The sequence below is a fragment of the Paenibacillus shunpengii genome (assembly GCF_042684905.1).
GTDB classification, from domain to species: Bacteria; Bacillota; Bacilli; order Paenibacillales; family Paenibacillaceae; genus Paenibacillus; species Paenibacillus shunpengii.
The window spans coordinates 544,082-569,096 of the sequence record NZ_JBHUMJ010000011.1; the positions used below are offsets into that span (position 1 = coordinate 544,082).

Here is a 25,015-nt window from a genome sequence, read left to right on the forward strand (position 1 = left end):
GGTTTAGGTGATGTTCAGTGCCCACCCATGCCTTATTAAAATGAAAGGAGGTGATACAAATGGAAAAGCAGCATAAAAGCACGGTAAAGTCTTTGATTGCTAAGAATGGCTATTGGACTGGCTTCCTAGTAGCAAGTAAAGTGAATCCAGCTAATATCGAGGGATGCTGGAACTTGGGATTTAAGGTAACTGTTTCTACGATAGAAGACCTTGAAAAAACGGTTGAAAGGTTTGCTTATTACAACTGTAACAGTGAATTAGGTAATCGTGTATCCTTCTATGAGAAATAGGAAGCATGGGTAAGTATGTGAAAATTGATAAAAGGAGTGAACAAGTATGGTCGCAGAAAACAATGTAATTCGGAATGTTATACCCATAAGGGAAAGAAATGTAAAAGAAAATCTTGTTCCAAGTCTAGCTATCTCTTTAGTCGATGCTAAGGAGAGAATTGATTTATTACAACAATTTGTAAAGGAAATGATGATTGAAGGCCTCGATTATGGAATTATTGATGGTTTTCAAAAACCAACCTTGCTAAAACCTGGGGCAGAGAAGCTTTGTGACATTTTCGGCTTTTCCAAGCATGTGAATATCGTTAATCGTATTGAAAACTGGGAGAAAGGAATATTTGCTTATGAAGTGAAAGTAACTCTTGTTAGCAAGGAAACTGGTTATACGGAAGCAGAAGGTATTGGTGCCTGCAACAATAAGGAAAAAGCATTTGTGGATCAAGACCCATTTAGCATTATAAATACACTTTTGAAGATGGCGAAGAAGAGAGCACTAATTGATGCTATATTAAGTGCTACAAGGTCCAGTGGCTTATTCACACAGGACATTGAGGATTTACCTAAGTATTCGCCAAAAATTAAAGGAGGTGATGAACCAGCCACGGACAGGCAGCTAAAGATGTTATTTAGGACTGTATCAAAGCATGGAATACACCCTGACACAGCAAAGGAAATGATGAAAATGATGTATCAAGTCGACCACAGTACAAAGCTAACCAAACAACAAGCATCATCTTTTATCCAAGACCTACTATTGCTGAAAACTAATTCTTAAAGGAGGTGAAAAGCTATTGAAGTCGGTCAATAGCGTGGGAACATGAGGCTCTTAGAGTGCAGCAAGCATTCGAGAGCTATTTGTGTGCATAAAAAAAGATGAGCCGCTGGAACGGACTCATCAGTAAAAAAAGAATAACTATCTATTATCATACTGAAAAAAAGTAAATGAATCAATGGGAGAGACGTACATTCGTCTCTCCTTTTTTATTTCAACTTAATGGAGGAATTACTAATGAAAACATTTGATAAATTAACTTTTAAACAATTATTATCTACTACTATCCGTGAAAAGGATGACAGCTATATTGTTAGTGAGATTTTCAACCGTTTCTTAACCATTCAGGAATTATTGGATGTTACTGAGGAAGAACTTCTATCAATCAAAGGTATTGGTAAAGTTAAAGCACAACAGATCATCGCAGCATTAAAGTTAGCAAGGTTAAATCCTAGTACAGCAGAAGAACGATTCACTATTAGAAGCCCACAAGATGCTTATGATTATCTTAAAGATATGCAGTACTTAAATCGGGAAGAATTTGTTTGCTTGGGACTCAACACTAAGAATGAAATTATTTTTAGAGAAACCATTTTCACAGGTTCATTGAATGCTAGTATTGTCCATCCAAGGGAAACATTCCTACCATTAATTAAAAGATGCTGCGCTAGTGCTATTGTAGCTCATAATCACCCATCAGGGCAGCCACAGCCTTCAAGGGAAGACATAGAGGTGACTAAGCGCCTTGCAGAGGTAGGGAAAATAGTGGGAATAGAAGTTCTTGACCACCTTATCATTGGAGCCGAGAAATATATCAGCTTAAAAGAAAAGGGATACCTATAAGAAGTGCTGGGGGGACTACCTGAATGGGTTTGTCCCTTCTATGTTTATCTCAGTGTAAGAAAATAGCCAAAATCATACACCCAATTACTTGATAAACCTGAGATAGTGCCCTTTTCTCTGCTATCTCTTTTTTATATAAAAAAATCATACACTCATTTTATCGATTTTACTGATTTGAAAGGAGTCGGGGAAAAAATGACTACAAAAGCAGAGGTTTATGATGTTCAACCCATTAGAAGCAAAGAAAAATTAGAAGACATGAAATGGGGCTTAAAGAAATGGTGTGGCCAACGGGATTATATTCTCTTTCTTATCGGCATCAATACAGGCCTAAGGGTTGGCGACTTAGTGAAACTCAAAATAAAGCAGGTAAAGGGAAAGAAGAAAATTACTGTCAAAGAAGGAAAGACCAAAAAACCAAGATTGATACACCTTACAAATATTTATGATGAAATACAAACCTATATAAAAACACTGGAAGCTACAGAATGGCTATTCCCAAGCCGTCAAGGAAACAGTCATATCACTACTACACAGGCATACAGACAACTTGTAAAGGCTGGCAAAATGGTTGATATGGAGGATGGCATCGGAACCCATACAATGCGTAAAACATTCGGTTACTGGTTTTATAAACAGACGAAGGACATTGCTAAGCTGCAAGAAATCCTGAATCACTCAAAGCCAGAAATCACAAAGCGGTATATCGGCATTACCGCCGAGGAAATCGAAGATAGCTTAAATGAATTTGTATTATAGGAGGACGAAGCATGAAAACAATAGCAATCGACATCAAACATTCAGTTTTTGAAAATGATACTGAAGCAATCATGTATATTACAAAGGATATTTACAGTGACAGTTATATTGTAGCCGTACCAGTTATTACGTTTTCATGGGAAGTCGCAGACGAAAGAGACCTCGATTATTTACTATGGTTTAATCTTTTCGGAGAAAGAGACAAAAGAGAACGATTAGCCACAGCTATAAAGAAAGGTATCACAGAATTTGAACAAGGTGGTGATATAATATGCAATCACTTGCCGAAATAAACCAAGCATATGAGGAAATTATTCGTGGGATAGCAAAAGAGCCATTTAGAAGCCGTTCTTTAGCTGATTTAATGGATGAAATGGAATGGACATACAAGGTACCAATTTTGAGAAACGAATCATGGGAAGGCCAAAATAGGTCGATTATAGCCCTGTATAGGAAAATAAGCCTCAGCAGGGAATTATAAGAGATAATTTACTCTCCCTGTTCACTTAAAAGACTCAAGTCCCAGGGACAAAACAGATACCCGAATGGCCAAAGTTTAGGGGCTAGCAGTTTTGTTAGCCCTTTTATATTATCAGAACAAATGTTCCGTTATTTATTGTGGTTACACCTGCTTACATAAAATTTCTTTCAATATTACTCCTAAACCCTTATATTATAGGCCTTTTTTGCTAAACACCACTTTATTTCCAAATGATTGCAGATCCGCCATTCAGGGTGGGAGCTACACCTTAAAAAGATAAATTCTTCTTATAATCTATTAAGTATATCCTTTTGGATTATCAACTAAATATAAATGAGAGGCTTTGGTAGGTTCCATATCTACTACCGTATCATGGACAAATCCGTTGTTCTTCTCAAGATAAATGCAATCCAGTAGTATAGCAATGGCATCCCGCTTAACCTCTTCGGGTAAATACCCCTGTACTTCTACATCCTCTATCTCTTCTCCTCGGACAATCATTTTGGCAACATAGACCACCTTAGCTTCCTCTCGGGAATAAGGCTCCTCACTTGCTACTCTTACTGAGTATATTCCTTTCTGTTTGTCGATATAGTCATATTTGAATGAGTTTGGCATTATGTAGTCCTCCTTTTGGAATCTTATATCTTTTAGTACGACCCCTTTATACGAGCTGTATGAAGAGGACCGCCGCTAACCTTTCATGTTTAACTGTCTCATATTTAGGAGCTTGTTCTTGAATACTGAGTCTTGCTATGACTGTCCAGTAGCTGGTATTTTAGGTGCGGCCAATCTTTCAATTTGCTATCTGCTTGTAGGTAAGTGGCTGATATAATAGCTCGCTGCTTAAGTGAGCGTATTTAAAGTTATATTTCCTGTTTCATGGGAAACGGCTCTGAGTGCACACTACTCCCTGTGCAAATATATAGGTAAATCTACATCTACACAAAGAGTAGTCTTTGATAAACATTTTCCCGTTCCTTCTTAATAGGGTATCCGTATCATCGTGTTCATACTGACCATCTTTCTATATCTCCTACAATAGTTGTAAAGAATTATAGAAAGATAACCGCTTACCAGGTACTTCATGCGCCCCACCTGCTTCACCAACTTTTTCTTGCTGGATCTCTGCGTTTCTCCGCTCGCTTCATCTCTCCACTTATAATGAAGAAACTGAACCCCCGCAACTTCTTTTTTGTACGCTTACTACAGAGGCATCGTTGCATTTATCCTCCTGACGTTTCAGACACAAGTATGAAATTATGTCTGCACCGAATGAACTTTCCGACATTGGCTTCATTTCACCTTACCAGTTTTTTGAATACGCTGGTGTCAGGTCATTCCAGCTACACTTTATCCTCTTAATTCTGTTTTATCCTTAAATAGAGCCAAAGTCAATAAATTTTTATCTAATCAGAAAAAAAGTAAGCATATTATTTTTCCAAACAGAAAAAACGTGTTATATTAAAGACAACGAAAGGAGATTGCTAATTATGCAAAGAAGAAAACCTTACCAAACCACCAATAATGATTTAAAAGCATTAGCAATAATGGAAAGTGTAAATGAACGAATTGAATGGATTCGAAATAAAGCTTCAGAGATGAACAACGGTCAATATACAGTATCTAAAGTGGCAAATGACATTGAGGTAGGTCCATCTGTACTAACCAAACTAGAGTCTGGATTTACTAAAAATCCAAATCTTGATTTGTTACAAAAGCTAAGCAATTACTTCAATGTTCCCATAATTGCTTTCTTTGATGAATATTATGTGTCCCCTTATCCATTTACTATCTTCGGTTTTAATCACTCAGGTTTGGACGTGGGACCACTATTTAGGGAGGCATATCAAATAGATTTATCTTGTACGATTTCCTCTCTAAATAGCGAATCCTCGGAAATCTTACAAGATAGTTTTCAAATAACGCCTTTGGAATACCAAGAAGTCAAGGAAGAATTTAAGTATATCCTTTATAAATTAGGCGAAAGAAAAAAAAGATGGGCTAAAATGCTAAAAGCTATGGATAAATTATCGGGAGGAATGCGTAATGAATGACGATGAAACAACCAAAATTGCACTACTTGTAAATGAGACTGTTCAAAAGAATCAAACCTATAATAAGGAAGCTTTCTTAAATCAAGTCATTCGGTTTATGTCCAAATCTATATATGATTGGGAGCAAGGAAATGTAGCAAGGGAAAAGGATGGATAGCTCTTTTTCCTGAACAATCAATGTAATAGCAAAAAAAATATAGGAGGAACAAAGAATGGATATCGTTTTACATCTACCAAACTGGAGAACACATGACTTAAGTCGTTGGGATACTTTGGAGGATTATCTTTTATTTATGGTCCAAGCAGTACAATTCACAAGTGGAAACAATAAAGAGTCACTTCTACAAACAATTGATGAACTACATCACTATTTAGAAAGAACCAATGGCCGAAGTGACCATTCATTGGTAGCTTTCCAGCTAAACTATCCAGAAGTTTACGGGGAATTGGAAAAAAAGAAATGGAGATTGTCTTATCTAGGTGATAAAGTGCCTTCCGATGTAAATGGTGCTATTAAAGAAAAAGAACTACCAGATGGTATAACTATGTTATATAGAGATGTAGGAAACCGTCCAGCACCTTTCTAAACTACAGGAAGAGGGCTCTCATGCCTTCTTCCATTTTTTATATGGAGGAATGTGAATATGATAAAAAAACTTCAAGCAGTGCTATATGCTCGTGTTAGTACAGAGGATCAGGCAAATGAAGGGTACAGTATAAAAGCACAGAAGGAATTGTTGACTGAATATGCGATGAAGCACAATATTACAATTATTGATGAATATATTGATGAGGGTAAAAGTGGAAAAAGTATCTCTGGACGCCCACAAATGACTCGCTTACTTGAGGATGCAAAACAGAAAAAATTTGATGCTGTTATGACATACAAATTAGATCGATTAGCAAGAAAGGTTCGAGATTCCTCCGAGATAGCAGAAATACTTAAAGAACAAAATGTACAACTAATTAGTTTATCTGAAAATATTGATACTACAACCCTTTATGGAAAGTTAGTTTATGATATCCTAAGTGCTATTGCTGAGAATGAACGTGAACAAATAGTTGGGCGTGTAAAAATGGGGATGACACAGAGAGCTAAAGAAGGAAAATGGAATGGCGGTCAATGTTTTGGTTATGATGCAAAAGATAAAAGGTTATTCAAAAATGAAGAAGAAGCCAAAATAGTAAAAGAAATCTATGATTATGCAGACCAAGGTTTCGGTTACAAAAAGATTGTAGGTATTCTTAATCGAAAGGGATACGTCACTAAAAGAGGAAATGCCTTTTCTATTGGTACATTGAAAGGCATCTTGGATAACCCAGTTTACATTGGAAAAATACGCTTTAATCAATATGAAAATTGGTCAGAAAAGAGACGATCAGGTAAAAACAAAGACGCCATTATTGTTAACGGTGAGCATGAAGCAATCATTCCTGAAGACTTATGGGAAAGGGTACAGCAGAAGCGCTCTGCCCGCTCATATAAAGCTGTACAATCTGACCAACCTTATATACTTACCAAACTAATTCGATGCCCACAATGCGGTGCTGGAATGGTAGCTGGTAAATCCAAAAGTGCGAATAAAACATACCGATACTATAAATGCGGTACCTTTCATAATAAAGGAGCATCAGAATGCTCTGCTAATAGCATTAATGCAGATCTTGCAGAACGCCAGGTTCTTGAGGAATTTAAGCTTATTTTGACAGAGTCTCAAATTCTTCAGCGACTCGTTCAAAAGATGAATAAGGAAAGAGAGCACGCAAAAGAACCACTAATGGAAGAAAAGAAACGCCTGGAAGCATCTATAAATAAATGCGAAAAGTATATTGCTAATATTACTGATAACCTAATGAAAGACCCTGAACTGTTGCCAATGTTCACTGAAAAATTAAAAGAACAACAACAAGCAAAACTTTCTTATCAGCAGCAACTAGAACACACCGAAGAAAAGCTAGCAAATACTACAAGTAAACCAGTAGACCTAATGGCACTGCTTTACTTTGTAAGAAATCTCGATAGCATTTTAGATCAGGCTGATAGTGAAGAAAAGAAAGAACTCCTTCGGATGATCATTAAGGAAATTGAAATTACGCCTGCGGCTCCATCTCCAAGAAAAGGAAGGCAAATAACAAAAATACACCTTCACTTTGATTTCACGCCAGCTGGTGTAAAAAAAAAGTCAAAAGACCTCATAAGGAAGATAGGAAGCTATGCTCATGATAATAAAGTGGATTTATCAGCTTTAGATAAGCATAATCCAACGGATAAAGAGATAAGGGACACATTGAAGTCCCTTTCTATTTTACCCTCACTTATGATACGGTTCACCCCGATTAATCTTCACCGCCCGGTAAATCTGCTCCACGAGCACAAGCCGCATCAGCTGGTGCGGCAGAGTCATTCGGCCGAAGCTCAGCTTCTGCTGCGCCCGCTTTAGCACAGCATCGGACAGCCCGTGGCTCCCGCCAATTACAAATACAATGTGGCTTGTCCCGTACGTTCCGAGCTTGTCCATCTCGGCAGCGAGATCCTCGGAGCTCCACAGCTGACCACCGATCGCAAGTGCAATCACATGTGCTTCGCTCTTCACATGGGACAGAATACGCTCGCCTTCACGTTCTTTGACGCCACGGACTTCGGCCTCGCTCATATTGTCCGGTGCTTTCTCATCAGGCACCTCAATGACTTGGAATTTGACATAAGGCCCTAACCGCTTCGTATACTCCTGAATGCCCTGCACTAAGTACTTCTCTTTTAACTTCCCTACCCCGATAATCTGGATCAACATGCTGTACTGCCTCCTGCTTATATTCAATCTGCTTTACACTGATCGTTATTTTTGATTGTGTATCTATTTTCTATATCAATGATATCCCTTTATGCCCATTGTATCATGCAGCCGGAATGAACAGCCGGAAGACGGTTCCCTGGCCTTTTTTGCTATCCACTTCAATTCTGCCCTTCAGCTTGTTGATCGTGCTGTATACCATGAGCATCCCAAGGCCCGTCCCCTCCTGCTTCGTGGAGTAATACGGCTTACCCAGTCTGGACAGTTCCTCCTTATCCATACCGACCCCTGTATCCTCGATACGAATAACAATGCTTCCTTTATGCTCCGAAATGTGAATGATCAGCTTGCCGCCGCCCTTTTCTTTCATCGATTCGATCGCATTTTTATATAGATTAATCAGACATTGCTGAATTTGGTGCTGATCGTAATTTGTGCTGAGCGAATTGTCATAATAACTCTCCACCTCAACATCATATATCATCGCATACGGCAGAATAATATTCGTTGTATACTCCAGGTCTTCACTTAGATCAGCGTACACCATGTTCTGGGACTGCGGTTTGGCGAAGGACAAATAGTCGCTCACAATCTTCTCAGCTCGTTTGAGCTCTTCCAGCGACAGCTTAATATATCCCCGTTCCTTCTCCGTCATCGTCTCCGATTTACTAAGCAGCTGTAAGAAACCACTGGTGACAGTCAGCGGATTTCGGATCTCATGAGATACACTGGCTGCAAGCTCACTGACGACGTTCAATCGTTCAGACTGCAACACGCGATCCCGATAATGGACATTGGCTATTATTTTTTCAATCAGCATCATTGCAATTGTCATAAACAGCGTATATGTCGCCAGCGCATGTCCAGCCAAGAGCCAGAAGGTGCCATCCACTTGCTCAATTACAATAATTAAGGTGATCAAGTACCAGAGCATCGTCACAAAAGCCGCCGCCGCCGCGCCTGCAATTCGCCTCTTGGGTGCCAGTCCCCGAAATCTTCTGCTATACAAAGGCGCCGCTATAAATATACTGGATGCAAACAAAATGGCTGGCAAGACGCCTTCTCCACCCACATATAATCTGCATACAATTAACGCCACATATAGAGGGAAGCTGCAGCGAAATCCGCCAAACAAGGCGACGAGCAGGAAAGGAATATACCTCAGATCAAACGTATACCCATACTCCAATCTAAATGGCATCAGCATACACAGACACATGGCCACAGTAGATAAAATGACTAATATTTTTTTGTTATAAGCAAAGGGTCTATTCTCAAAGAAGATTAAGAAAATGACCACCGGAAAGAGCAAAATCAAGAAATTCAACAACAACGTTTCGAGCAAAGTGGCTACTTCCTTTCGTCGGTATAGCAAGTCTATGTTACATTTGAATATATTACTCCACTTTCTCCTTCTAAGTAAATTAAACTGAATTATTTAAACATTGGGAAAAATAAACAAAAATAAAGCCAGATCCCCTTTATTCAAGGGAATCTGGCCTATTCATTATTTATTGAAATTGAATCGTACTCAGAGCTGCCTTACCGTTCAGCACAATATATACGTCCTGACGTCCGCTCACGCCTTCTACTGTCACCTTGTAATCACGCCAGCCTTGTGGTCCCGTGGACTCAAGCTCTACGCTTCCTGCCACCGGACCTTCCGGACCTTGCAGACGAAGCTCGGCTGTTGCCACACTTTGGCTCGCTGCACGCAGGGTTACACTGCTTACACCTTCACCAAATTCAGCATCCTGGAACACGATCCAGCCGGACTGCTCCTTCACTTCAACCGCACTGCCGCCTTCATGGCATTCTCCGATCAGTACACCTTCGTAATCATCATAGTTGAAGGCTTTCACTGGCTGCTTCAAATCACGCGGTGGAATGACTTCGCCCTCTACCGTAAGCTCTGCATTCACTCGCAGATCCGCAGAGGAAGCACCCGCCATGAACGTATAGCTGCCGCTCTCGATGCAGAAGCGCTCACGAGTTACGTCCCAGATTGCGATCTCGCTCAGTGGAAGCTTGAAGCTCACATCGGCAGATTCACCCGGCTGCAACAGCACCCGCTGGAACGCATGCAATTGCTTGAGTGGACGCTTCACACGAGACTGCTCCGCATGTCCATACAGCTGTACCACTTCTTCACCAGCACGTGTTCCTGTATTCGTAATGCGCACCGTAATGCCAACCTCACGATCCTGATCTGCTGATACTGTGTTCGTATCCAAGCTGATATGGTCGTAACGGAATGAGCTATACGATAAGCCGTGTCCGAATGGATACAGCACGTCACCCTGGAAATATTGGTACGTACGATCTCCCTTGATCACATCGTAATCCATAAATTCAGGAAGCTGATCTGTTGACTTGTACCAAGTCATGTTCAGGCGTCCCGCTGGATTCACATCACCGAAGAGTACATCAGCTACTGCATTTCCGAGCTCCTGGCCTGCATGGGTTGTGTACACAATCGCTGGTACATTCTCTTCCGTCCAGTTCAGAGCATATGGATAGCTAACGACAACAACAACAATCGTATTCGGATTGACCGATAGAACTTCCTTGATCAGCTGCTCTTGAGATGCCGGAAGTGTAATATCCGGACGGTCGATCGTTTCTTTACCGTTAATGAGCGGGTGGTTACCGACAAATACAACGGCAAGGTCTGCATCGGCTGCGGTCTCCTTCGCTGCTGCGAATTTATCCGTCAGCGTCTCCACCTCGAAGATGTCAGCAACGATCTTCTCTTCTCCACCTGCCACAGAAGCAGCGCCGGATACATTAATTTCGTTCGCTGTCTCTTCCGCACTGCCGGTACCGACGAGCAGCTCGCCGCTGTCTTTGTTCACGGTAACCGGTGTATCATTCCAAGTAGAGAAGGTAACCTGCTCAGCGTTTTCACCTTCTGGACGTACAAGGAAGACTTCCTTGGTGAACCATTCCCAGATCTGATCTGCAGATGCCTTCACAATGCGATCATCTGTGGTCAGGTACAGGCCGTTGTCCTCTGCAATGATCGTGTGGCTGTCCCAGCCCCAATCGGTCATTTCAAATACGGCAGCTTGATCAGCAGCTTCGCCCGTAGCAGCAAGAGAGGACTGATCCTCTTTGCGTACCTGCACATAGCGACCGCTGTCCTTCGCTTTCAGCTTCACGCGGTCTGTGCCGCCAGCAAACGTCGTTTCACCGCCATGGCTGCGCAGCTTGTCCTGAATACCTTGGAGCGGAGTAACTGCGTAAGGCAGCGAGCCGCTGTACCAGTCACGATAGACCGTGCCACCAAGCGGGCCAATGACAGCAACCTTCTTCAGCTTATCTGCTTGCAGCGGCAGGATATTTCCTTCGTTCTTGAGCAGAACCACGGCTTTGCCAGCTGCTTCTCTAGACAGCTTGGCATGCTCTGGATGCATAATGACCGACTCATCAATCGCTGCATACGGGTTGCCTTCCTCTGGATCAAATTCACCCAGGCGGAAACGAACGCGGAACGTATTGCGCAGTGCAACATCCAGATCGCTCTCGCTAAGCAGTCCTTCTTCTAGGGCTTCGCGAAGCGACTGCTTAATGAGTTCACCATCATCAGTAATGCTGTCAATGCCGCCTTCCTTAACGGAACGAGCTACTGCCTCTTTGTAAGTCTCCAGGTAGCCGTGATCGCGGACAGTACCGGATACATCAAACGCATCACTGACGACAAATCCGTCCATGCCCCATTCCTGCTTCACAATCGCGTTGACATCCGGGCTAAGGTTAGCCGGAACGCCGTTGATAGCATTATACGCCGTCATCATGGACTGGGCGCCGCCTTCTTTGAACGGAATCTCAAACGCTTTCAAATAATACTCACGCATATTACGCGGATCAATGCTGACCGAAGCATCACCGCGGCCTACTTCATTATTGTTAGCGATAAAATGCTTCAGTGTCGCAATCGCTTTCATATACTTCGGATGATCACCCTGCATTCCCTTAACAAGGGCAGATGCCAATTTACCAGCGAGGACCGGATCTTCACCGTAAGCTTCCTCTGTACGTCCCCAGCGCGGATCGCGTTCCATATCGACCGTTGGTGCCCATAAGGTCAGACCGTTGATCTCTGGATTTTTCTTATAAAAGCCCCGTGCTTCGTCTCCGATTGCGCTTCCAATTCGCTGCATCAGGTCCGTGTCCCACGTACATCCGAGACCGATTGGCTGCGGATATCCGGTTGCTTCTCCAAGCCATGCCATACCATGAGCTGCTTCCGTACCATGCTTGTAAGCCTTAACACCAAGGCGTTCTACTGCCGTTTGATATTGAATCATAAGTCCCACTTTTTCTTCCAAAGTGAAGCGAGAAACCAAGTCATTTACCCGTTCTTCAAGTGGAAGGGAAGTGTTCTGGAATGGATATTGTGTTGTACTCGACATATTGAATCCTCCTTCGGGTAGACTCCCTCAAGCGTATTTTATGACATATCCAATATAGGGGCTACCCAAATAATTAGAGGCGTTTTCATAGAATATTAGAGTTACTGTGCACGGCTGGAAGCCGCCTGGACCTCCTCATAAGCCCAATGGCTTGCCGGAACATCCAACCACAGTGGCTGCTGTACTGCATTCGCGTTTGTGCGTCCGAGCACTCGATTAATGACCGTAACGGCTTCCGCTCGGGTCAAATACTGATCAGGACGGAAGTGTCTGTCCGTTGTCCCCTTCATATACCCTGCCTCAGCAGCGAGTCGAATGTTTGATTCAGACCAATGATTTATGGCATCTGCAAAAAAGGTGGGTGCATCTTGACTCTTTATAGACTCCAGACCTGTCCATCGCACGACAATGGCTGCCATCTCTGCCCTTGTGATGGAGCGCCCTGGTCTAAACGTGCCATCGGGATAGCCAGACATTAAACCGCTCGCTGTTAATTGCTCTATTTCGCTAACAGCCCAACCAAGAGTATCGGTGTCCTTGTAACTCACAGCATACTCTGTTCGATTGTCAGCAGCCTGAACCCGATACAGCATCGCCGCCATCTCAGCTCGGGTAACGGCCTGACCTGGACGGAATGTACCATCTGGATACCCTGCTATATACGCATCTAGGAAGGGAGTATCCACGTTATCTCCCGTCTCCGATGGATCTTCACCGTCTACTTCACTCACATCGTCGTTCTGACCATTCCCATTCTCACCCACATTGCCGTCAGGAACAGTCCCTGTTCCAGAATCCCCACCCGGCTGCGGATTTGGTGTTGGTGTTGGATTTGGCTGTGGCTCTGGATTTGATCCTGACCCCGAACCCGGTTCATAAGCACGCTCGTGGCTCAAATAGAAGTCATCCAAGGTTCCCCATGCGCCTCCGTCCGCTTTTATGGATGCACCAATTGTGATTCTTCCCTCTGTAACTAGAATATCCTTGATTTCAGGCGTGCTCCACTGTGCCCATCCATTCACCGCTGTGTCTGCTCTCATCTCATTTCCATCCACTATAGCGTATAGATTCATATCCGCATTGGTCGCATCGCCGCCCTGAATATTCATCGACAAGCTATAATACCCAGGCTCAAGACCTTCTATCGTCTGCTGGGCCTTGAAATGGACCTGTTCTGCAGAATAGAAATGCAGCGAGTAGCTGCCCGTCTTGGCATCCATTGCATTGTTCTGATATTCCGTGTGCGGTGCTGCACCTTCCGGATAAGTAATGCTCCACATGCTCCGGTCACTCTGTTCAAAGCTTCCATTAACGATCCAATTTCTCTTCTTAATCTGCAGAAATGCCTGTACGCTATGCCCGCCTTCTGCCGTGCCTTCGATCACATAGCTGCCAGGGCCTGCTGTTATGGCATTACCTAGCTGCGCCTCATCCCAGGTTACCGCCACAGTCCCTGTTGTTCCATCATTGTAGGTCACACTTGTTACACTAGGTAATGAGAATGGTTCGCCCGCGATAGCCGATAGGTGTACGTCCTGAACGGCATCGATGACAATCGGGGCTACAGCACCCGTATGAACATATTTGAATACATTCAGTGATGGCAAGGGATGTCCTGCAAAATCAAACAACGCCTGATTATCCACGGCGCTTCCGCCATACCACTTCCCGGCATCATGCGGATCATATTCCGCTGCATAGCTGGATGCCCAGCCTGAACCATGTGCTTCCCAGATCGTTCTGTTCTGTTCAAGCTGATCCTCGGGACCCACCGGAAGCCATGCCGGTTCCCAGTAGAACACCCCAATGCCGGCTTCCCCTACCTTGGCTACTGCCTCAATGACATTACGTACCGAGGTAGCCTGTCCTTGAACCGTAATAGGATACTCAAGGGTTTGTCCTGAATTGCTTGGTGCTGTGTTACCGTGTCCGTCCCCATCCTGATCCGTATAGGTATATGAGGTTTCGGCTACCATGACCTTTTTGCCGTAAGTATCCGCAACCTCCGTCAGGACTGCTGTCAGGTTCGACAATGTTCCATGCCAAAATGGATAATAGGAGCTTGCAAACACATCATAATCTACATTATTTCTCTCAAGTTCTTCCGCATAGTGCATGTATCTTCCTGAGGTTTCAGGATTCGTAAAATGCAGGGCAACTAGAATTTCCGAATCCACCTCTCGAATGGCCCGGCTTCCTTCATTAAATAGCTCGCTGATATGTGACCATTCCGTCTCCCCTGCAAACTGTCCATTGGTTTCATTGCCAACCTGAACCATCCCGATATCAATGCCTTCGCTCCGCATCGCTTCCAGGCTGTCTTTCGTATATTGGTACAACGCTGCCTTCTTCTCATCCAAGCTCATGCCTTCCCATGCCTTCGGCGCTTTCTGCTTAGCCGGATCTGCCCAGAAATCGGAGTAATGAAAATCCACCAGCAGCTTCATTCCGTTAGCCGTTGCCCGCTTACCGATCTCAATCGCCCGAGCGAGGTCGTTATTACCGCCGCCATAACCATTGCCTGATGCGTCATAGGGATCGTTCCAGATCCGAACACGCACATAATTGACGCCTGCGTCATGCAGTGTTGTAAATATGTCCTGGGTATGACCTGCCTCATTATAGAACTGGACACCGCTCTCCTCTAACGCGATAATGCTGGAGATATCCACCCCCTTGATGAAGTCGGGAGACAGCCCTTCTACCTTTTGCACAAAAATATCTGCATCTACCGGCTTCGTCGTATCCGTGCTCACTTGTCTTAACTCGGCCTGATCGAGGTATCCCCAGGAACTTGGTGCACCGCTGATGATTGCCCCGATATTCAGATCCTCCGTCTCCTCTTCCAGAATGAATTGCAGACTCAGCTTGTCCCATTCGTTATAGCCCGTCGTAAGCACCTCATCTCCCATATCCGTTCCCGCGAACAAGGTTACACGACCCGCTCCAGCTGCATCGCCACCCATGGAATGCACTGATAGCTCATAGGTTCCTGCTGGCAGACTTGTAACCGATTGTGTAAGTGTAATTGTCTGCTCTCCATCCGCCGTATCCTTGATCCAGTACTTAAAGGCATGCTCTCCTTCAACCCGCTGGATATACTCATCATTTTCGTAAGCGTAGTGCTGAATATCGGTGTTGTCCCAATCAGCCGTCTCTACACGCCATGATCCATCTGTCCAAAAATCAGACTCAAATCCGCCATTTATAAGGTACGCATCCTGTGGGTTCGCATGTGCCACAGATCCTCCGATTCCAGCCGGTATACTGAATCCCGTAACCCCCACCATCGCAGCCAGTATAAGACTGCCTATCCTTTTTCCCATTCAATCATCCCCCATCATTTATCCCAATAAAATAAAAGCACACTCATGCTGATCCTAGTAATCAATCTCTCGAATATATGTAAGCGCTTTATAAATAATATATCAATGGGGGTGCCGGGCGTGAACGGATAATAAATGAACATTTCGTGTGCTAAAGCAACTACTTTGGCACAAGGCTCTATAAAACACAAAAAGAGCGCAGTAACACGCTCTTCTCCCATCCCTATAATGAACATCAAGCTCTAGCTTCCTACGATGCTACACGACCAGAAATTCCGCATTGTTGTCGCATTCGGAGCATTTCACCGGCGGATCCCAATCCGAGAATTCGGTTTCCTTCAGATCGACAATATCCGGTGCGTCCTCGAACTCATCGACGAACAAATCAATGGCATGCTCCACATGCTCTTTACATACGGTGTACATTCATTCAAGCATCCTTTCTGTCTTGAGGCCTTTCTTATATGGGGTCATCCTCTGTCTTCATGCAATACATGAATTAATAACCCCTTCTCCTGTTCTACCATACCTGTCCTAGAAAATAAACCCTTAATCCCTTCAAATCCTGTTTTCGTGTTGAAGAGAAGTGATCCTTCCTACTTATCTTGTCCCACAGGGAACCTTAATTATAAGTTTAAATAAAAATTCTATGTGAAATGAAGAACTTGTGATTGGCAAACAAGTTATTACAAATAATTATCCTCATATCACACAGATAAAAAAACATGGAGTGCCTGAACGCTCCATGTTTTAATCTACATTAAATTTCATTATCGCGGTACTTTCATCTTTATACATCTTCCAAAAAGGAAAGCCATAGGTACTGATAAACTTATCAAAAAAGGTTAATAGATTATCATCACTTAGTAACCACATATAGTCATCCCCTATAGCAGAGGTTACGAATAACTTGTACCCATCTTCATTAACCTGAAGCAAAATATGTTTAGATGATCCTTCAGCAGTAGCAATGACTAGCATGTTAGGCGGGTAGAAATCCTCAAATACAAAATAAAAATCCATTACATCTTTACATGAGCAAATTGCACATTCTGCATTGCCAAATCGTAGTCCATCAACAAGCATTAAGAAGCGTTTATACTCATTAGGTAAAATTAATCCACATTCTCTTTCAATCCAAGCTATTTCAGAGCTGGGAGCAGGCGGATTCAGTTTAAAGAAATAATCGACTACAACACCCAAATGATAGATTTTCGATTCATCTTTGCTGAACTTTCTGAGCATATCAATCAAAGACTCAATGGTTAAGGCTGGGCAAAATTCTTCTTCATTCATAGTTTTATCACTACCTCCCTGTGTATATATGTAGTAATCGTGGAACCAGGCTTGCTTGTTACACCTGGATGTTCTATGGTATCAAGTTAGGCCATTGAATATTTTCAGCTAACACAATTATATCAATGACCATCCATATATGTAATTATTTTCAATAATCACATCTTTCAATGTGATATAGTAGGCAGTATACATAAGGAGGGAAGCCCTATCCATTCCGATCTTAATTCTCTCTTGATAGTTACGTTCTTTATTCTAAATGTGCTGTATTACTTTCTGTTCTCCTGGAGCTTTGAAGTAGTCAGATCCGAGCCCGTGGAGAAAACAACCGCCTTGAAGAGGATAGATGTCGCAAGTGCGATAATTTCGATGGCTCTTGTCAGGTTAGCGTGTATATCATGGAACAGCCAAATGCCTTACTATTTTTCGCGTTTACCCTGATTCATGCCTATAATGCGTTTAAAGAATGGAAACTCAATCGACTCTCAAGAGAGTATTTACGCTCATTGTCACTATGTATCTTCAGTACTGCATACACCGTGACTGCCTTCGTCGTCTACCACTAAGCCAGCTGCAGCTCAGCCTAGGCAGCTTCATTCAATTCTTATGAGACTTCACATCTTGATCCACATAAAAAAAGTCCGACATCATCATGTCGGACTTCAGCAAAATGTGAGGAGCCAGCTGTCTAAGCTTCTACTCTCACCACTCATTCCACTATCATTCCACCGGCTTATCGGTCAGCTTCACCGTTGCTTCCTGCAGCTTCCCATCCCGGTAATAAGAGATGACCATCTCATCCCCGATCTTCTTCTTATCATACAGATACTTTCGCACATCCATCGTCGATTGGATCGGCTCTCCGTCAAATTCAACGATGACATCATTCAGCTTAAGTCCTGCTTCGCCCGCTGGTCCGGATGACTCCAGTACAAGAGCGCCTTCCTCTACCGAATCAGGCAGCTTCAGCTCCTTGCGCTGCTCCTCGTCAAGCGGTGCATAGGAGCTCGACAGATCAATTGTGTACACACCGAGGAAGGGTCTTGATACTTGGCCATCCTCCATCAGATCGGTCACAATCTTCATCACATCTTCTGTCGGAATCGCAAAGCCAAGGCCTTCAACCCCCATGTCTGCAATCTTCATCGTATTGATCCCGATCAGCTCACCCTGCATGTTGATCAGCGCTCCACCGCTGTTACCTTCATTGATTGCAGCATCGGTCTGAATGACATTCTGCTCCCAATCATATACTCCGTCCTGGTTAATCGATACAGGGATCATTCGGTTCGTATAGCTCACAATCCCCGAAGTCATCGTACCACCAAGACCCAGCGGATTACCGATCGCAAGCACGGTTTCTCCCCGGCGAATCTGCTTCGAATCACCGATTTCAACCGTTGTATTGATGCCTTTACTGTCAATGGACAGGACGGCTACATCGCTGATGCGATCCTTGCCGATGAGCTGTGCCTCCTTGGATACCCCATCCACAGTAACAGCCTCCAGATTATCTCCACTGTCCACAACATGATGATTGGTCATGATATAGGCGGTATCGCCTTCAATCTTAAAGATGACTCCTGATCCCAGAGCTGCATCCTCTATGCGGGAGCCGTCGATCTCACGATGGCTGACAATACTGACAACAGCAGGCCTTACCTTGTCACCGGCAGTAATAATGCGTTCATACGGATCACCTTGCGCTGTTCTAAGTGAAGTACCGGAGAAGGCCGTCTGAGCATCCCCCGGCATCGCAACGAGAGCGAATAGACCAACAGATACAACCGCACTAATCACCGAGCTAATAATGGCAACTTGAAGCATGGAAAGAGAGGAGGACCCTGATGTACTTACTGTTTTTGGCCAGAATTTCTTACGGCTGAATCTTACCCGCCCTATCGATTTTCCGGCCCGTTTCGATACTTTGGTGGAATAAAATTCGTCATCAAACAAACCCATTAAATCCTCTCCCCTTCGTATCACTACGCATCAAGACCTGTTCTTCTCGCCTTAACACTTGTTACATGGTTATATATCAAATCATCAAATGTATGAATCAAGACACTACTATATTAGACACCTCCGTTGCACAAAAAGTTTCTAGGAACTTTTTCCAGCACAACGACCCGTCTAGAACGAACAATAAGACATATACCTTAATTTCACCAAAAATTTGAAGATTCAAGCAGTCTTTCGTTCAATTCAAACAGCCTTTTTAGCATACCACGGCTCTATATTTCGTTACAGAGGAAAAAACAGGAATGATTCTATGCTCTCCTGACTACAATAGAATACAAGCCGAATTAAAGAGATTAATAGAAGGAGGTCTACACATGAATCGTGTCTACTCTGCAATGGAAGAGATCCAAATGGCAGCCAAGCTGGCTGATCTGAAGGAAGAGCATTATCGCAATACCCTCGCCCTCAGTGTAATCATCGAGCTGCTCGTCGAGAAGAATATTCTGACCCGTGAAGAGGTGGAGAAAAAAGCAGCCGAGCTCGACAGCTTTATGGAGAGCCCACCTTATCCCACGGTGTAGGCCGGTCATAATACGTCTCGCACAGCTGAAATTCACTGTCCTTGTAGAAGCAGCCCCGGTCCTCCATCGCACCGCGAACGGTCAACTTCGCCAGCTCCATCATATTATGGTCCCGGCTCAAATGTGCTAAATACGCTCGTTTGGTTCGGCCGTTCAGCAGCTCACTAAGTGCCGCACCTGCCGCTTCGTTAGACAAGTGTCCCAGATCACTCATGATACGGCGCTTCGTATTCCACGGGTACCGTCCCATCCGAAGCATGTCAATGTCGTGATTGGATTCGAGCACGAGCACATCTGCATCCGATATGGCAAGTCTAACCTTGTCGCTCATATAACCGAGATCGGTGGCTACACTCAGCTTCTCCTTGCCATCATAAAATGAATAACCCACCGGCTCGGCTGCATCATGAGAGATCCCGAAAGATTCCACACGCAGTGACTCAAACTCACGGACCTCTCCGCTCTCCATGATCCTGATGTTCTCCTCTGGAATTTTGCCAAGCGCCTTGTGCATCGCCTTCCAGGTATTCGTGTTTGCATAGATCGGTAAATTATATTTACGTGCCACTGCGCCTAGTCCTCGAATGTGGTCGGAATGCTCATGCGTTACCAAGATTCCATCCAGCTGAGACCCAAGCATGTCCCGTTCAAGCAGCAGCTCATCTATTCGTTTGGCACTCAGGCCAGCATCTATTAATAAAGCAGTATCCTCATTACGCACGACAGTCGCATTGCCTGTCGAACCGCTCGACAATACGGTAAAAGCGATCCCCATAGCTTAAAACTCCTTACGGTTTATCTGACTTCGGACTAATAACCTCTCCGCTGATGCCCTGCACATAATACTGCTGCCCGCTCTCGAGCACGAATCGCCATGCAGGGGCTGCGACCTGGCTGTCCGAGTTGAACTCCTCCCCATAATATCCGAGCTCAATATCCTGAACGACGGCTTCATCGGGCAAGAATAATTCAACCAATGTGCCAAGCGCCTTCGAAGCCGGAAGCACCTGTTGTTCTTCTTCAAATGTCGACATTTCAATCGGTGACAGCTCATAAGCCGTTATTTTTTGATTGGAATAATACAGTGCCAGGTCCACATGAAACAACGGCCATTTCTGTTCAGCCAGCGGATGCAGGATGAAACGATCCAGCACGTCTGGATTGGCCAGTGGATCGAGCTTATATTCCGCAATGTTCGGAATAAATGGCTGCAGTGCGGCTTCCATCTCCTGCTCAGAGAAGATCAGCTTGCTGTCGATCGGCTCTTCCAGCTGAATCGGCTTTGCTGCCTTGCTTCCATTCACATACCGATAGGTGAGCTTGGGCATGGCAGGTGTTTCACTTGGAATGGGAGCGAGAATCTCGATTCCCTTCTCTTCCATGAGCCGCTGTGTGCTCTCTCCCAGCGAGGTGAAGTCCAGACTTGAGCCCGCAGATTCCCGCGCATCCATCCAGAGCTGATATCCGAGTACCAGATTCAGCAGTAAAAAAGCATAGATTAACACATTCTTAGCACGGCCCCAATCCATTTCCTCACCTCATTTCATTATAGACCTTTGACAGCACAAGTCCAGGGTAGTGGAAGCACATCAAGAAGATGGAATCGTACTCACTTGACCGCTGGCCAGCGTGATTTCCCATACGGGAACCAGCTTCATTCCAGCCTCTGATACGACCGGCTGATAAGCCGGATTCAGCTTGATAACTTGCTGTTCGCCTGCTGCCGCCTTGATCTGTTCAGCCAGCTCGTCCCCATAAGGAAGCTGCACCATCTCCTTGCCGAGCTCCTCAGCTTCATTAAGATACAGCAGTGAACGCTCATATGTGGATACGAGCTCCTTCTGAACCTCGAGACGCATATGCTCATATCCATACTCCGGCAAATCGAGCACCGGATAACTCTCGTAATAGGGGAGTAGATGGACCTCCGTGCTGTCTCCATCTGAGTCAATTTGCATCTGGTACGTGCCATTAAATCCCCCATGCTGATTAACAAAATCAATCGCCGCAAGAGTATCCTTTGTCCGATCACCCTCGCTCGCCTGTACGGCTGCCGGGTCATTATAGCTGACCCAGCGCTGATTGAAATTCACCTGAAGACTACGCTTGCTGTCCGTATAGATTTCTGATCCATCCTTCTCCTGGATGTTCCGTGTCATGCTGGGATCGAAGAACAGGCTTCGCTGCATCTGCTCCACCGTGTACTGCTGGGTCCCCAGCTCGGCCTTAACCATCTCCAGTGCTTCTTCAGGAAGATAATATCCTCCACTAGTCAGCTTGTAGGGAGTCCAGCCTGCCCCGAAGTCGACATGCTGCTTAATATCCTGAACTGTAAGATCCACATCGGCAGCTTCGTACACCACGTCGCCCTGTGAACTAAAGAACAAGGCACGTGCCTTGTCATCACTATCTGTATATATCCAGATCTTATTGATTGTTTCAGCTTCAAATAATGGATCACTGCTGAGCTGCATCACTCTTTGCAGCAGTGCCACCGGCATCCCGCCTTCGAACGACAGCTCAATTCCCAGATTCTCTTTCTTCAGCTCATTCCAGTTCTCCGAGCTCACACTCTGTCTCTGAAATTCTCCGAAGCTGCGCCCGGCAAGGCGCGAATAAATCAGCTGATAGAAGGTTGATTCCGGGTAGAAAAGTGTGTGCCGGTCTTCACCCATATGAATAACCATGTGATCAGGGAAGATCAGATTCTCGATTCGCTGCTCCTGACCCATATTCTCCGTCTTGATATAATTGGAATCGCTCGTAACAACCGAATAACTGCCTGGCAGCCGGTAGATGAGAAAATAGCTCTGAAACAAGCTTGCGGTGATCAAGATTGCGAGCACGATCGTCTTGAATCTTTCCTTCATCTACAGCTCACTCCCTTCTTGCTCCAGCGGAAGTGTAAAGGTGACCTTCGTCCCTCTGCCCAGCTCCGATTCCAGCTCAATATCTCCCCCATGGGCTTTGACGATCTCGCGTGCAATAGATAGTCCAAGACCCGTTCCACCCATACTGCGCGATCTCCCCTTCTCAACCCGATAAAATCGTTCAAAAATACGGTCAATATCCTTCTTCGGTATGCCGATTCCGGTATCTTCCACGGATATAGCGACCGTATCTCCCATATGAGTCGCGGATAAAGTAACGCTGCCGCCCTCATGCGAGTACTTCAGCGCATTGGATACCAGGTTATCCAGCAGCTGGTCGATCTGATCCCGGTCCAGCGGCACCTCCGGCACATCCTGGTCCACGATAACCGCCACATTCATATACTTCTGCTGCATTTGGAAGGAGAACCGGTCGGCTACCTCATCCAGCACATCCATGATCACGGTCGGCTGCTTCCGCAGCGGTGCTTCATTGGAATCAAGCCGGGATAAATGAAGCAGGTCCGTGACAAGCCGAATCATACGCTCGGTTTCATTTTGAATAACCCCAACAAATCGTCCTCCGAGCTCCGGATCTTCAATGGCTCCATCATCCAGCGCTTCTGCGTAGCTCTTAATCGTCGTCAGCGGTGTACGCAGCTCATGAGACACGTTGGCCACGAATTCTCGCCGGGATGCCTCCAGCTCCTCCTGCTCGGTAACATCCTGCAGCACGATAATGGCCCCTGTTCGTTCTTGATCGCGCCGCTGCACCGGTGTGAAGGTAACCCGAATCACCACCGAATCGTTCTGACCAGATGGCTGGATTTGAAGCAGTGTTGACGCGGTAATTCCGCTCAGCATCGTCTCTGCTTCTTCAACCTCAAGCCCGAGTACGACTGCAAAATGCCTGCCGCTCATCGCAGCTTCATCCCGGCCCAGCATCATGCTGGCCCGTTTATTGACCAGAATGATCCGGCCGAGCTCATCGGTAGCGATTACGCCGTCACTCATATTTGCCAGAATAGAAGACAGCTTGTCCTTCTCCTCTTCATTCTCAGACAGTGCCGTTCTGAGCTGGCTCGTCATATAGTTAAAGGTGCTGCTGAGCTGCCCGATCTCATCCTTGCCGAGCACAGGCATCTTGGTGCTGAAATCCCCTTCTGCCACGGCGTTGGCCTTGCGTGTAAGCTCCTTGATAGGGGCTGTGATGGTATGGGATAGAATGACGCCCAGTACAGCGGTCAGTCCAAGTGCAATCAGCACCCCGGAGATAAATATGTTATTAATCCGCTCCATTGTCGTATACAGCTCATTCATCGATGCCGCGATATACACAGCACCTACGATTTTGCCCCCAGAGGAAACGGGCTTGGCCACGACTTTTTTGCGGACATTATCTTCGTCAATTATGTTTTCTTCGTTGTCGCGGATTCCTTGCAATGCACGGCTTACCACCGTCTGCGTGTTCTTGCGTCCGATATAATCGTTATGTGAGCTGAGCGTCGTTGTTAATACCCGTCCGCTTGCATCCAGAACCTGAATCTCGGCTCCGTTGATGTTAAAGAGATTGTTGACGAGCGTGCCCAGATTCTCTGTGCTATCCTCTTCTCCCTCACTGTCACCTGTAACCAGCGCTTCAGCAACCAGAACAGACAGCATTTCAGCTCGCGCATGCAAATCCTCTGTGAAATTGCTCGTGAGTGAAGTCTTCATCGCACTGACAAAATAAACCCCGATCAGCTGCATCGCCACCAGAATAAGCAGCACATATACAATGATCAGCTTCGCCTGCACTGTGCGGAAATAAGAGGTCCATTTCATCTACAAGACTCCGTTCTTCGATCCCCGAATCAAGTACCCCAGTCCTCGGCGGGTAACAATCGTTTCCGGTTTGCTCGGATTCTCTTCAATCTTCTCCCGCAGCCTTCGGACCGTCACATCGACTGTGCGGACATCGCCAAAGTATTCAAATCCCCATACCGCCTGAAGCAAATGCTCTCTTGTCATGACCTTGCCTGCGTTCTTGGCCATATAATAGAGCAGCTCATACTCTCGATGTGTAAGATCAAGAGCCTGTCCATTTCTGTAGGCTGTATACATATCTGTATCAAAATAAAGATCGTGCAGCTTCAGACCCTGTGCCTCTTCCTCTGTCTGCGGAGGCTCCGCTGCTGTCTCTGACTTCTGCTGTCTTCGCATCTGTGCCTTGACTCTTGCGAGCAGTTCGCGTGTGCTGAACGGCTTCGTCACGTAGTCGTCTGCTCCCAGCTCAAGCCCGAGCACTTTATCAATCTCGGAGTCCTTTGCTGTGAGCATAATAATCCGGGTTTCCAGCTGAGCCCGCACCTCCCGGCATACATCCATTCCATCCTTGCCAGGGAGCATCAGATCAAGCAAGATTAAATCCGGTCTTTCGGATAGAGCGAGCTCAACTGCTTGAATGCCATCAAATGCACAGATAACCTCGTATCCTTCTTTCTCTAAATTAAATTTCAGGATATCTGCAATCGGCTGTTCATCATCGACCACTAGAATCTTTCCCTGCATCCGTTCGCCCCACCTTTGATT

At 45.0% G+C, this 25,015-nt stretch carries 23 protein-coding genes and 1 pseudogene; 11 read left to right on the forward strand and 13 right to left on the reverse strand.

The features are described from left to right. Window positions 1-59: 59 nt before the first annotated feature. From ACFSVM_RS24480 to ACFSVM_RS24505, 6 genes are all read left to right on the forward strand, one after another. Window positions 60-290, forward strand: coding sequence for a hypothetical protein (locus ACFSVM_RS24480; RefSeq protein ID WP_379265086.1), 231 nt, complete (start codon window positions 60-62; stop codon window positions 288-290). 46 nt (window positions 291-336) lie between these two features. After that, window positions 337-1,065, forward strand: a complete 729-nt coding sequence (locus ACFSVM_RS24485) for a hypothetical protein (protein ID WP_251629732.1) — start codon at window positions 337-339, stop codon at window positions 1,063-1,065. A 234-nt stretch (window positions 1,066-1,299) separates the two neighbouring features. After that, a complete protein-coding gene (gene radC, locus ACFSVM_RS24490) occupies window positions 1,300-1,905 on the forward strand; it encodes a RadC family protein (RefSeq protein WP_285846676.1) in 606 nt (201 codons plus the stop codon). A 195-nt stretch (window positions 1,906-2,100) separates the two neighbouring features. Next, complete coding sequence (locus ACFSVM_RS24495; RefSeq protein WP_379265089.1) at window positions 2,101-2,664, forward strand: tyrosine-type recombinase/integrase; 564 nt, start codon at window positions 2,101-2,103, stop codon at window positions 2,662-2,664. 11 nt (window positions 2,665-2,675) lie between these two features. After that, complete coding sequence (locus tag ACFSVM_RS24500) at window positions 2,676-2,957, forward strand: hypothetical protein (RefSeq protein ID WP_251629729.1); 282 nt, start codon at window positions 2,676-2,678, stop codon at window positions 2,955-2,957. Further along, a complete protein-coding gene (locus ACFSVM_RS24505; protein ID WP_251629728.1) occupies window positions 2,936-3,145 on the forward strand; it encodes a hypothetical protein in 210 nt (69 codons plus the stop codon). The genes ACFSVM_RS24500 and ACFSVM_RS24505 overlap by 22 nt, the downstream gene beginning before the upstream one ends. 297 nt (window positions 3,146-3,442) lie before the next feature. On the opposite strand, the gene ACFSVM_RS24510 is transcribed toward ACFSVM_RS24505, so the two are convergent. Further along, a complete protein-coding gene (locus ACFSVM_RS24510; protein WP_379265092.1) occupies window positions 3,443-3,763 on the reverse strand; it encodes a hypothetical protein in 321 nt (106 codons plus the stop codon). 875 nt (window positions 3,764-4,638) lie between these two features. Here ACFSVM_RS24510 and ACFSVM_RS24515 point away from each other — a divergent pair. The 4 genes and pseudogenes from ACFSVM_RS24515 to ACFSVM_RS24530 form a co-directional block, all read left to right on the forward strand. After that, complete coding sequence (locus tag ACFSVM_RS24515) at window positions 4,639-5,202, forward strand: helix-turn-helix domain-containing protein (protein WP_251629725.1); 564 nt, start codon at window positions 4,639-4,641, stop codon at window positions 5,200-5,202. After that, window positions 5,195-5,359, forward strand: a complete 165-nt coding sequence (locus ACFSVM_RS24520; protein WP_251629723.1) for a hypothetical protein — start codon at window positions 5,195-5,197, stop codon at window positions 5,357-5,359. The genes ACFSVM_RS24515 and ACFSVM_RS24520 overlap by 8 nt, the downstream gene beginning before the upstream one ends. A gap of 55 nt (window positions 5,360-5,414) precedes the next feature. Then, a complete protein-coding gene (locus ACFSVM_RS24525) occupies window positions 5,415-5,789 on the forward strand; it encodes a hypothetical protein (RefSeq protein WP_379265095.1) in 375 nt (124 codons plus the stop codon). A gap of 57 nt (window positions 5,790-5,846) precedes the next feature. Continuing rightward, a pseudogene (locus ACFSVM_RS24530) lies at window positions 5,847-6,884 on the forward strand (recombinase family protein); the annotation flags it as partial. 630 nt (window positions 6,885-7,514) lie between these two features. On the opposite strand, the gene rlmH reads toward ACFSVM_RS24530, so the two are convergent. The 7 genes from rlmH to ACFSVM_RS24565 form a co-directional block, all read right to left on the reverse strand. Beyond that, window positions 7,515-7,994 carry a 23S rRNA (pseudouridine(1915)-N(3))-methyltransferase RlmH gene (gene rlmH / locus ACFSVM_RS24535; protein ID WP_379265097.1) on the reverse strand — a complete coding sequence of 160 codons (480 nt, stop codon included), beginning with the start codon at window positions 7,992-7,994 and terminating at the stop codon, window positions 7,515-7,517. Window positions 7,995-8,097: 103 nt separating this feature from the next. Then, complete coding sequence (locus ACFSVM_RS24540) at window positions 8,098-9,294, reverse strand: ATP-binding protein (RefSeq protein ID WP_379265244.1); 1,197 nt, start codon at window positions 9,292-9,294, stop codon at window positions 8,098-8,100. A gap of 211 nt (window positions 9,295-9,505) precedes the next feature. Further along, complete coding sequence (locus ACFSVM_RS24545; RefSeq protein WP_379265099.1) at window positions 9,506-12,409, reverse strand: glycoside hydrolase family 3 C-terminal domain-containing protein; 2,904 nt, start codon at window positions 12,407-12,409, stop codon at window positions 9,506-9,508. Window positions 12,410-12,510: 101 nt separating this feature from the next. Then, entirely contained in the window at window positions 12,511-15,735 is a 3,225-nt protein-coding gene (locus tag ACFSVM_RS24550) for a glycosyl hydrolase 53 family protein (RefSeq protein WP_379265101.1), read from the reverse strand. A gap of 258 nt (window positions 15,736-15,993) precedes the next feature. Next, window positions 15,994-16,161, reverse strand: a complete 168-nt coding sequence (locus ACFSVM_RS24555) for a CxxH/CxxC protein (protein WP_076314175.1) — start codon at window positions 16,159-16,161, stop codon at window positions 15,994-15,996. A gap of 324 nt (window positions 16,162-16,485) precedes the next feature. Continuing rightward, a complete protein-coding gene (locus tag ACFSVM_RS24560; RefSeq protein WP_379265103.1) occupies window positions 16,486-17,031 on the reverse strand; it encodes an SMI1/KNR4 family protein in 546 nt (181 codons plus the stop codon). 720 nt (window positions 17,032-17,751) lie between these two features. Beyond that, a complete protein-coding gene (locus ACFSVM_RS24565) occupies window positions 17,752-18,993 on the reverse strand; it encodes a S1C family serine protease (protein ID WP_379265106.1) in 1,242 nt (413 codons plus the stop codon). Window positions 18,994-19,367: 374 nt separating this feature from the next. On the opposite strand from ACFSVM_RS24565, the gene ACFSVM_RS24570 reads away from it, so the two are divergent. Beyond that, window positions 19,368-19,574: a hypothetical protein gene (locus ACFSVM_RS24570; protein ID WP_076314172.1), complete on the forward strand. Its 207-nt coding sequence runs from the start codon at window positions 19,368-19,370 to the stop codon at window positions 19,572-19,574. Here the strand turns inward: ACFSVM_RS24570 and ACFSVM_RS24575 are convergent. Genes ACFSVM_RS24575 through yycF form a run of 5 tightly spaced genes read right to left on the reverse strand, consistent with a single transcriptional unit; the run spans window position 19,543 to window position 24,994 of the window. Next, window positions 19,543-20,349: an MBL fold metallo-hydrolase gene (locus ACFSVM_RS24575; protein WP_076314171.1), complete on the reverse strand. Its 807-nt coding sequence runs from the start codon at window positions 20,347-20,349 to the stop codon at window positions 19,543-19,545. The two genes, ACFSVM_RS24570 and ACFSVM_RS24575, sit on opposite strands and share 32 nt — an antisense overlap. 13 nt (window positions 20,350-20,362) lie before the next feature. After that, the gene (yycI, locus tag ACFSVM_RS24580) at window positions 20,363-21,103 is read right to left on the reverse strand and encodes a two-component system regulatory protein YycI (RefSeq protein WP_379265109.1); all 741 of its coding nucleotides are present in this window, start codon (window positions 21,101-21,103) and stop codon (window positions 20,363-20,365) included. Window positions 21,104-21,163: 60 nt separating this feature from the next. Further along, on the reverse strand, window positions 21,164-22,444 hold the full coding sequence (locus tag ACFSVM_RS24585; protein ID WP_379265111.1) for a YycH family regulatory protein: 1,281 nt from the start codon (window positions 22,442-22,444) through the stop codon (window positions 21,164-21,166). Continuing rightward, window positions 22,445-24,268 (reverse strand): cell wall metabolism sensor histidine kinase WalK, encoded by a 1,824-nt coding sequence (gene walK / locus ACFSVM_RS24590; RefSeq protein WP_076314168.1) that lies wholly within the window; start codon window positions 24,266-24,268, stop codon window positions 22,445-22,447. Further along, a complete protein-coding gene (yycF, locus tag ACFSVM_RS24595; protein WP_076314167.1) occupies window positions 24,269-24,994 on the reverse strand; it encodes a response regulator YycF in 726 nt (241 codons plus the stop codon). Between the last annotated feature and the right edge of the window lie 21 nt (window positions 24,995-25,015).

Coding starts and splice junctions, on each gene's coding strand:
- ACFSVM_RS24480 (WP_379265086.1), top strand. CDS start 60: ATGGAAAAGCAGCATAAAAGCACGGTAAAGTCTTTGATTGCTAAGAAT.
- ACFSVM_RS24485 (WP_251629732.1), top strand. CDS start 337: ATGGTCGCAGAAAACAATGTAATTCGGAATGTTATACCCATAAGGGAA.
- radC (WP_285846676.1), top strand. CDS start 1,300: ATGAAAACATTTGATAAATTAACTTTTAAACAATTATTATCTACTACT.
- ACFSVM_RS24495 (WP_379265089.1), top strand. CDS start 2,101: ATGACTACAAAAGCAGAGGTTTATGATGTTCAACCCATTAGAAGCAAA.
- ACFSVM_RS24500 (WP_251629729.1), top strand. CDS start 2,676: ATGAAAACAATAGCAATCGACATCAAACATTCAGTTTTTGAAAATGAT.
- ACFSVM_RS24505 (WP_251629728.1), top strand. CDS start 2,936: ATGCAATCACTTGCCGAAATAAACCAAGCATATGAGGAAATTATTCGT.
- ACFSVM_RS24510 (WP_379265092.1), bottom strand. CDS start 3,763: ATGCCAAACTCATTCAAATATGACTATATCGACAAACAGAAAGGAATA.
- ACFSVM_RS24515 (WP_251629725.1), top strand. CDS start 4,639: ATGCAAAGAAGAAAACCTTACCAAACCACCAATAATGATTTAAAAGCA.
- ACFSVM_RS24520 (WP_251629723.1), top strand. CDS start 5,195: ATGAATGACGATGAAACAACCAAAATTGCACTACTTGTAAATGAGACT.
- ACFSVM_RS24525 (WP_379265095.1), top strand. CDS start 5,415: ATGGATATCGTTTTACATCTACCAAACTGGAGAACACATGACTTAAGT.
- rlmH (WP_379265097.1), bottom strand. CDS start 7,994: ATGTTGATCCAGATTATCGGGGTAGGGAAGTTAAAAGAGAAGTACTTA.
- ACFSVM_RS24545 (WP_379265099.1), bottom strand. CDS start 12,409: ATGTCGAGTACAACACAATATCCATTCCAGAACACTTCCCTTCCACTT.
- ACFSVM_RS24550 (WP_379265101.1), bottom strand. CDS start 15,735: ATGGGAAAAAGGATAGGCAGTCTTATACTGGCTGCGATGGTGGGGGTT.
- ACFSVM_RS24555 (WP_076314175.1), bottom strand. CDS start 16,161: ATGTACACCGTATGTAAAGAGCATGTGGAGCATGCCATTGATTTGTTC.
- ACFSVM_RS24560 (WP_379265103.1), bottom strand. CDS start 17,031: ATGAATGAAGAAGAATTTTGCCCAGCCTTAACCATTGAGTCTTTGATT.
- ACFSVM_RS24565 (WP_379265106.1), bottom strand. CDS start 18,993: ATGGGTTTGTTTGATGACGAATTTTATTCCACCAAAGTATCGAAACGG.
- ACFSVM_RS24570 (WP_076314172.1), top strand. CDS start 19,368: ATGAATCGTGTCTACTCTGCAATGGAAGAGATCCAAATGGCAGCCAAG.
- ACFSVM_RS24575 (WP_076314171.1), bottom strand. CDS start 20,349: ATGGGGATCGCTTTTACCGTATTGTCGAGCGGTTCGACAGGCAATGCG.
- yycI (WP_379265109.1), bottom strand. CDS start 21,103: ATGGATTGGGGCCGTGCTAAGAATGTGTTAATCTATGCTTTTTTACTG.
- ACFSVM_RS24585 (WP_379265111.1), bottom strand. CDS start 22,444: ATGAAGGAAAGATTCAAGACGATCGTGCTCGCAATCTTGATCACCGCA.
- walK (WP_076314168.1), bottom strand. CDS start 24,268: ATGAAATGGACCTCTTATTTCCGCACAGTGCAGGCGAAGCTGATCATT.
- yycF (WP_076314167.1), bottom strand. CDS start 24,994: ATGCAGGGAAAGATTCTAGTGGTCGATGATGAACAGCCGATTGCAGAT.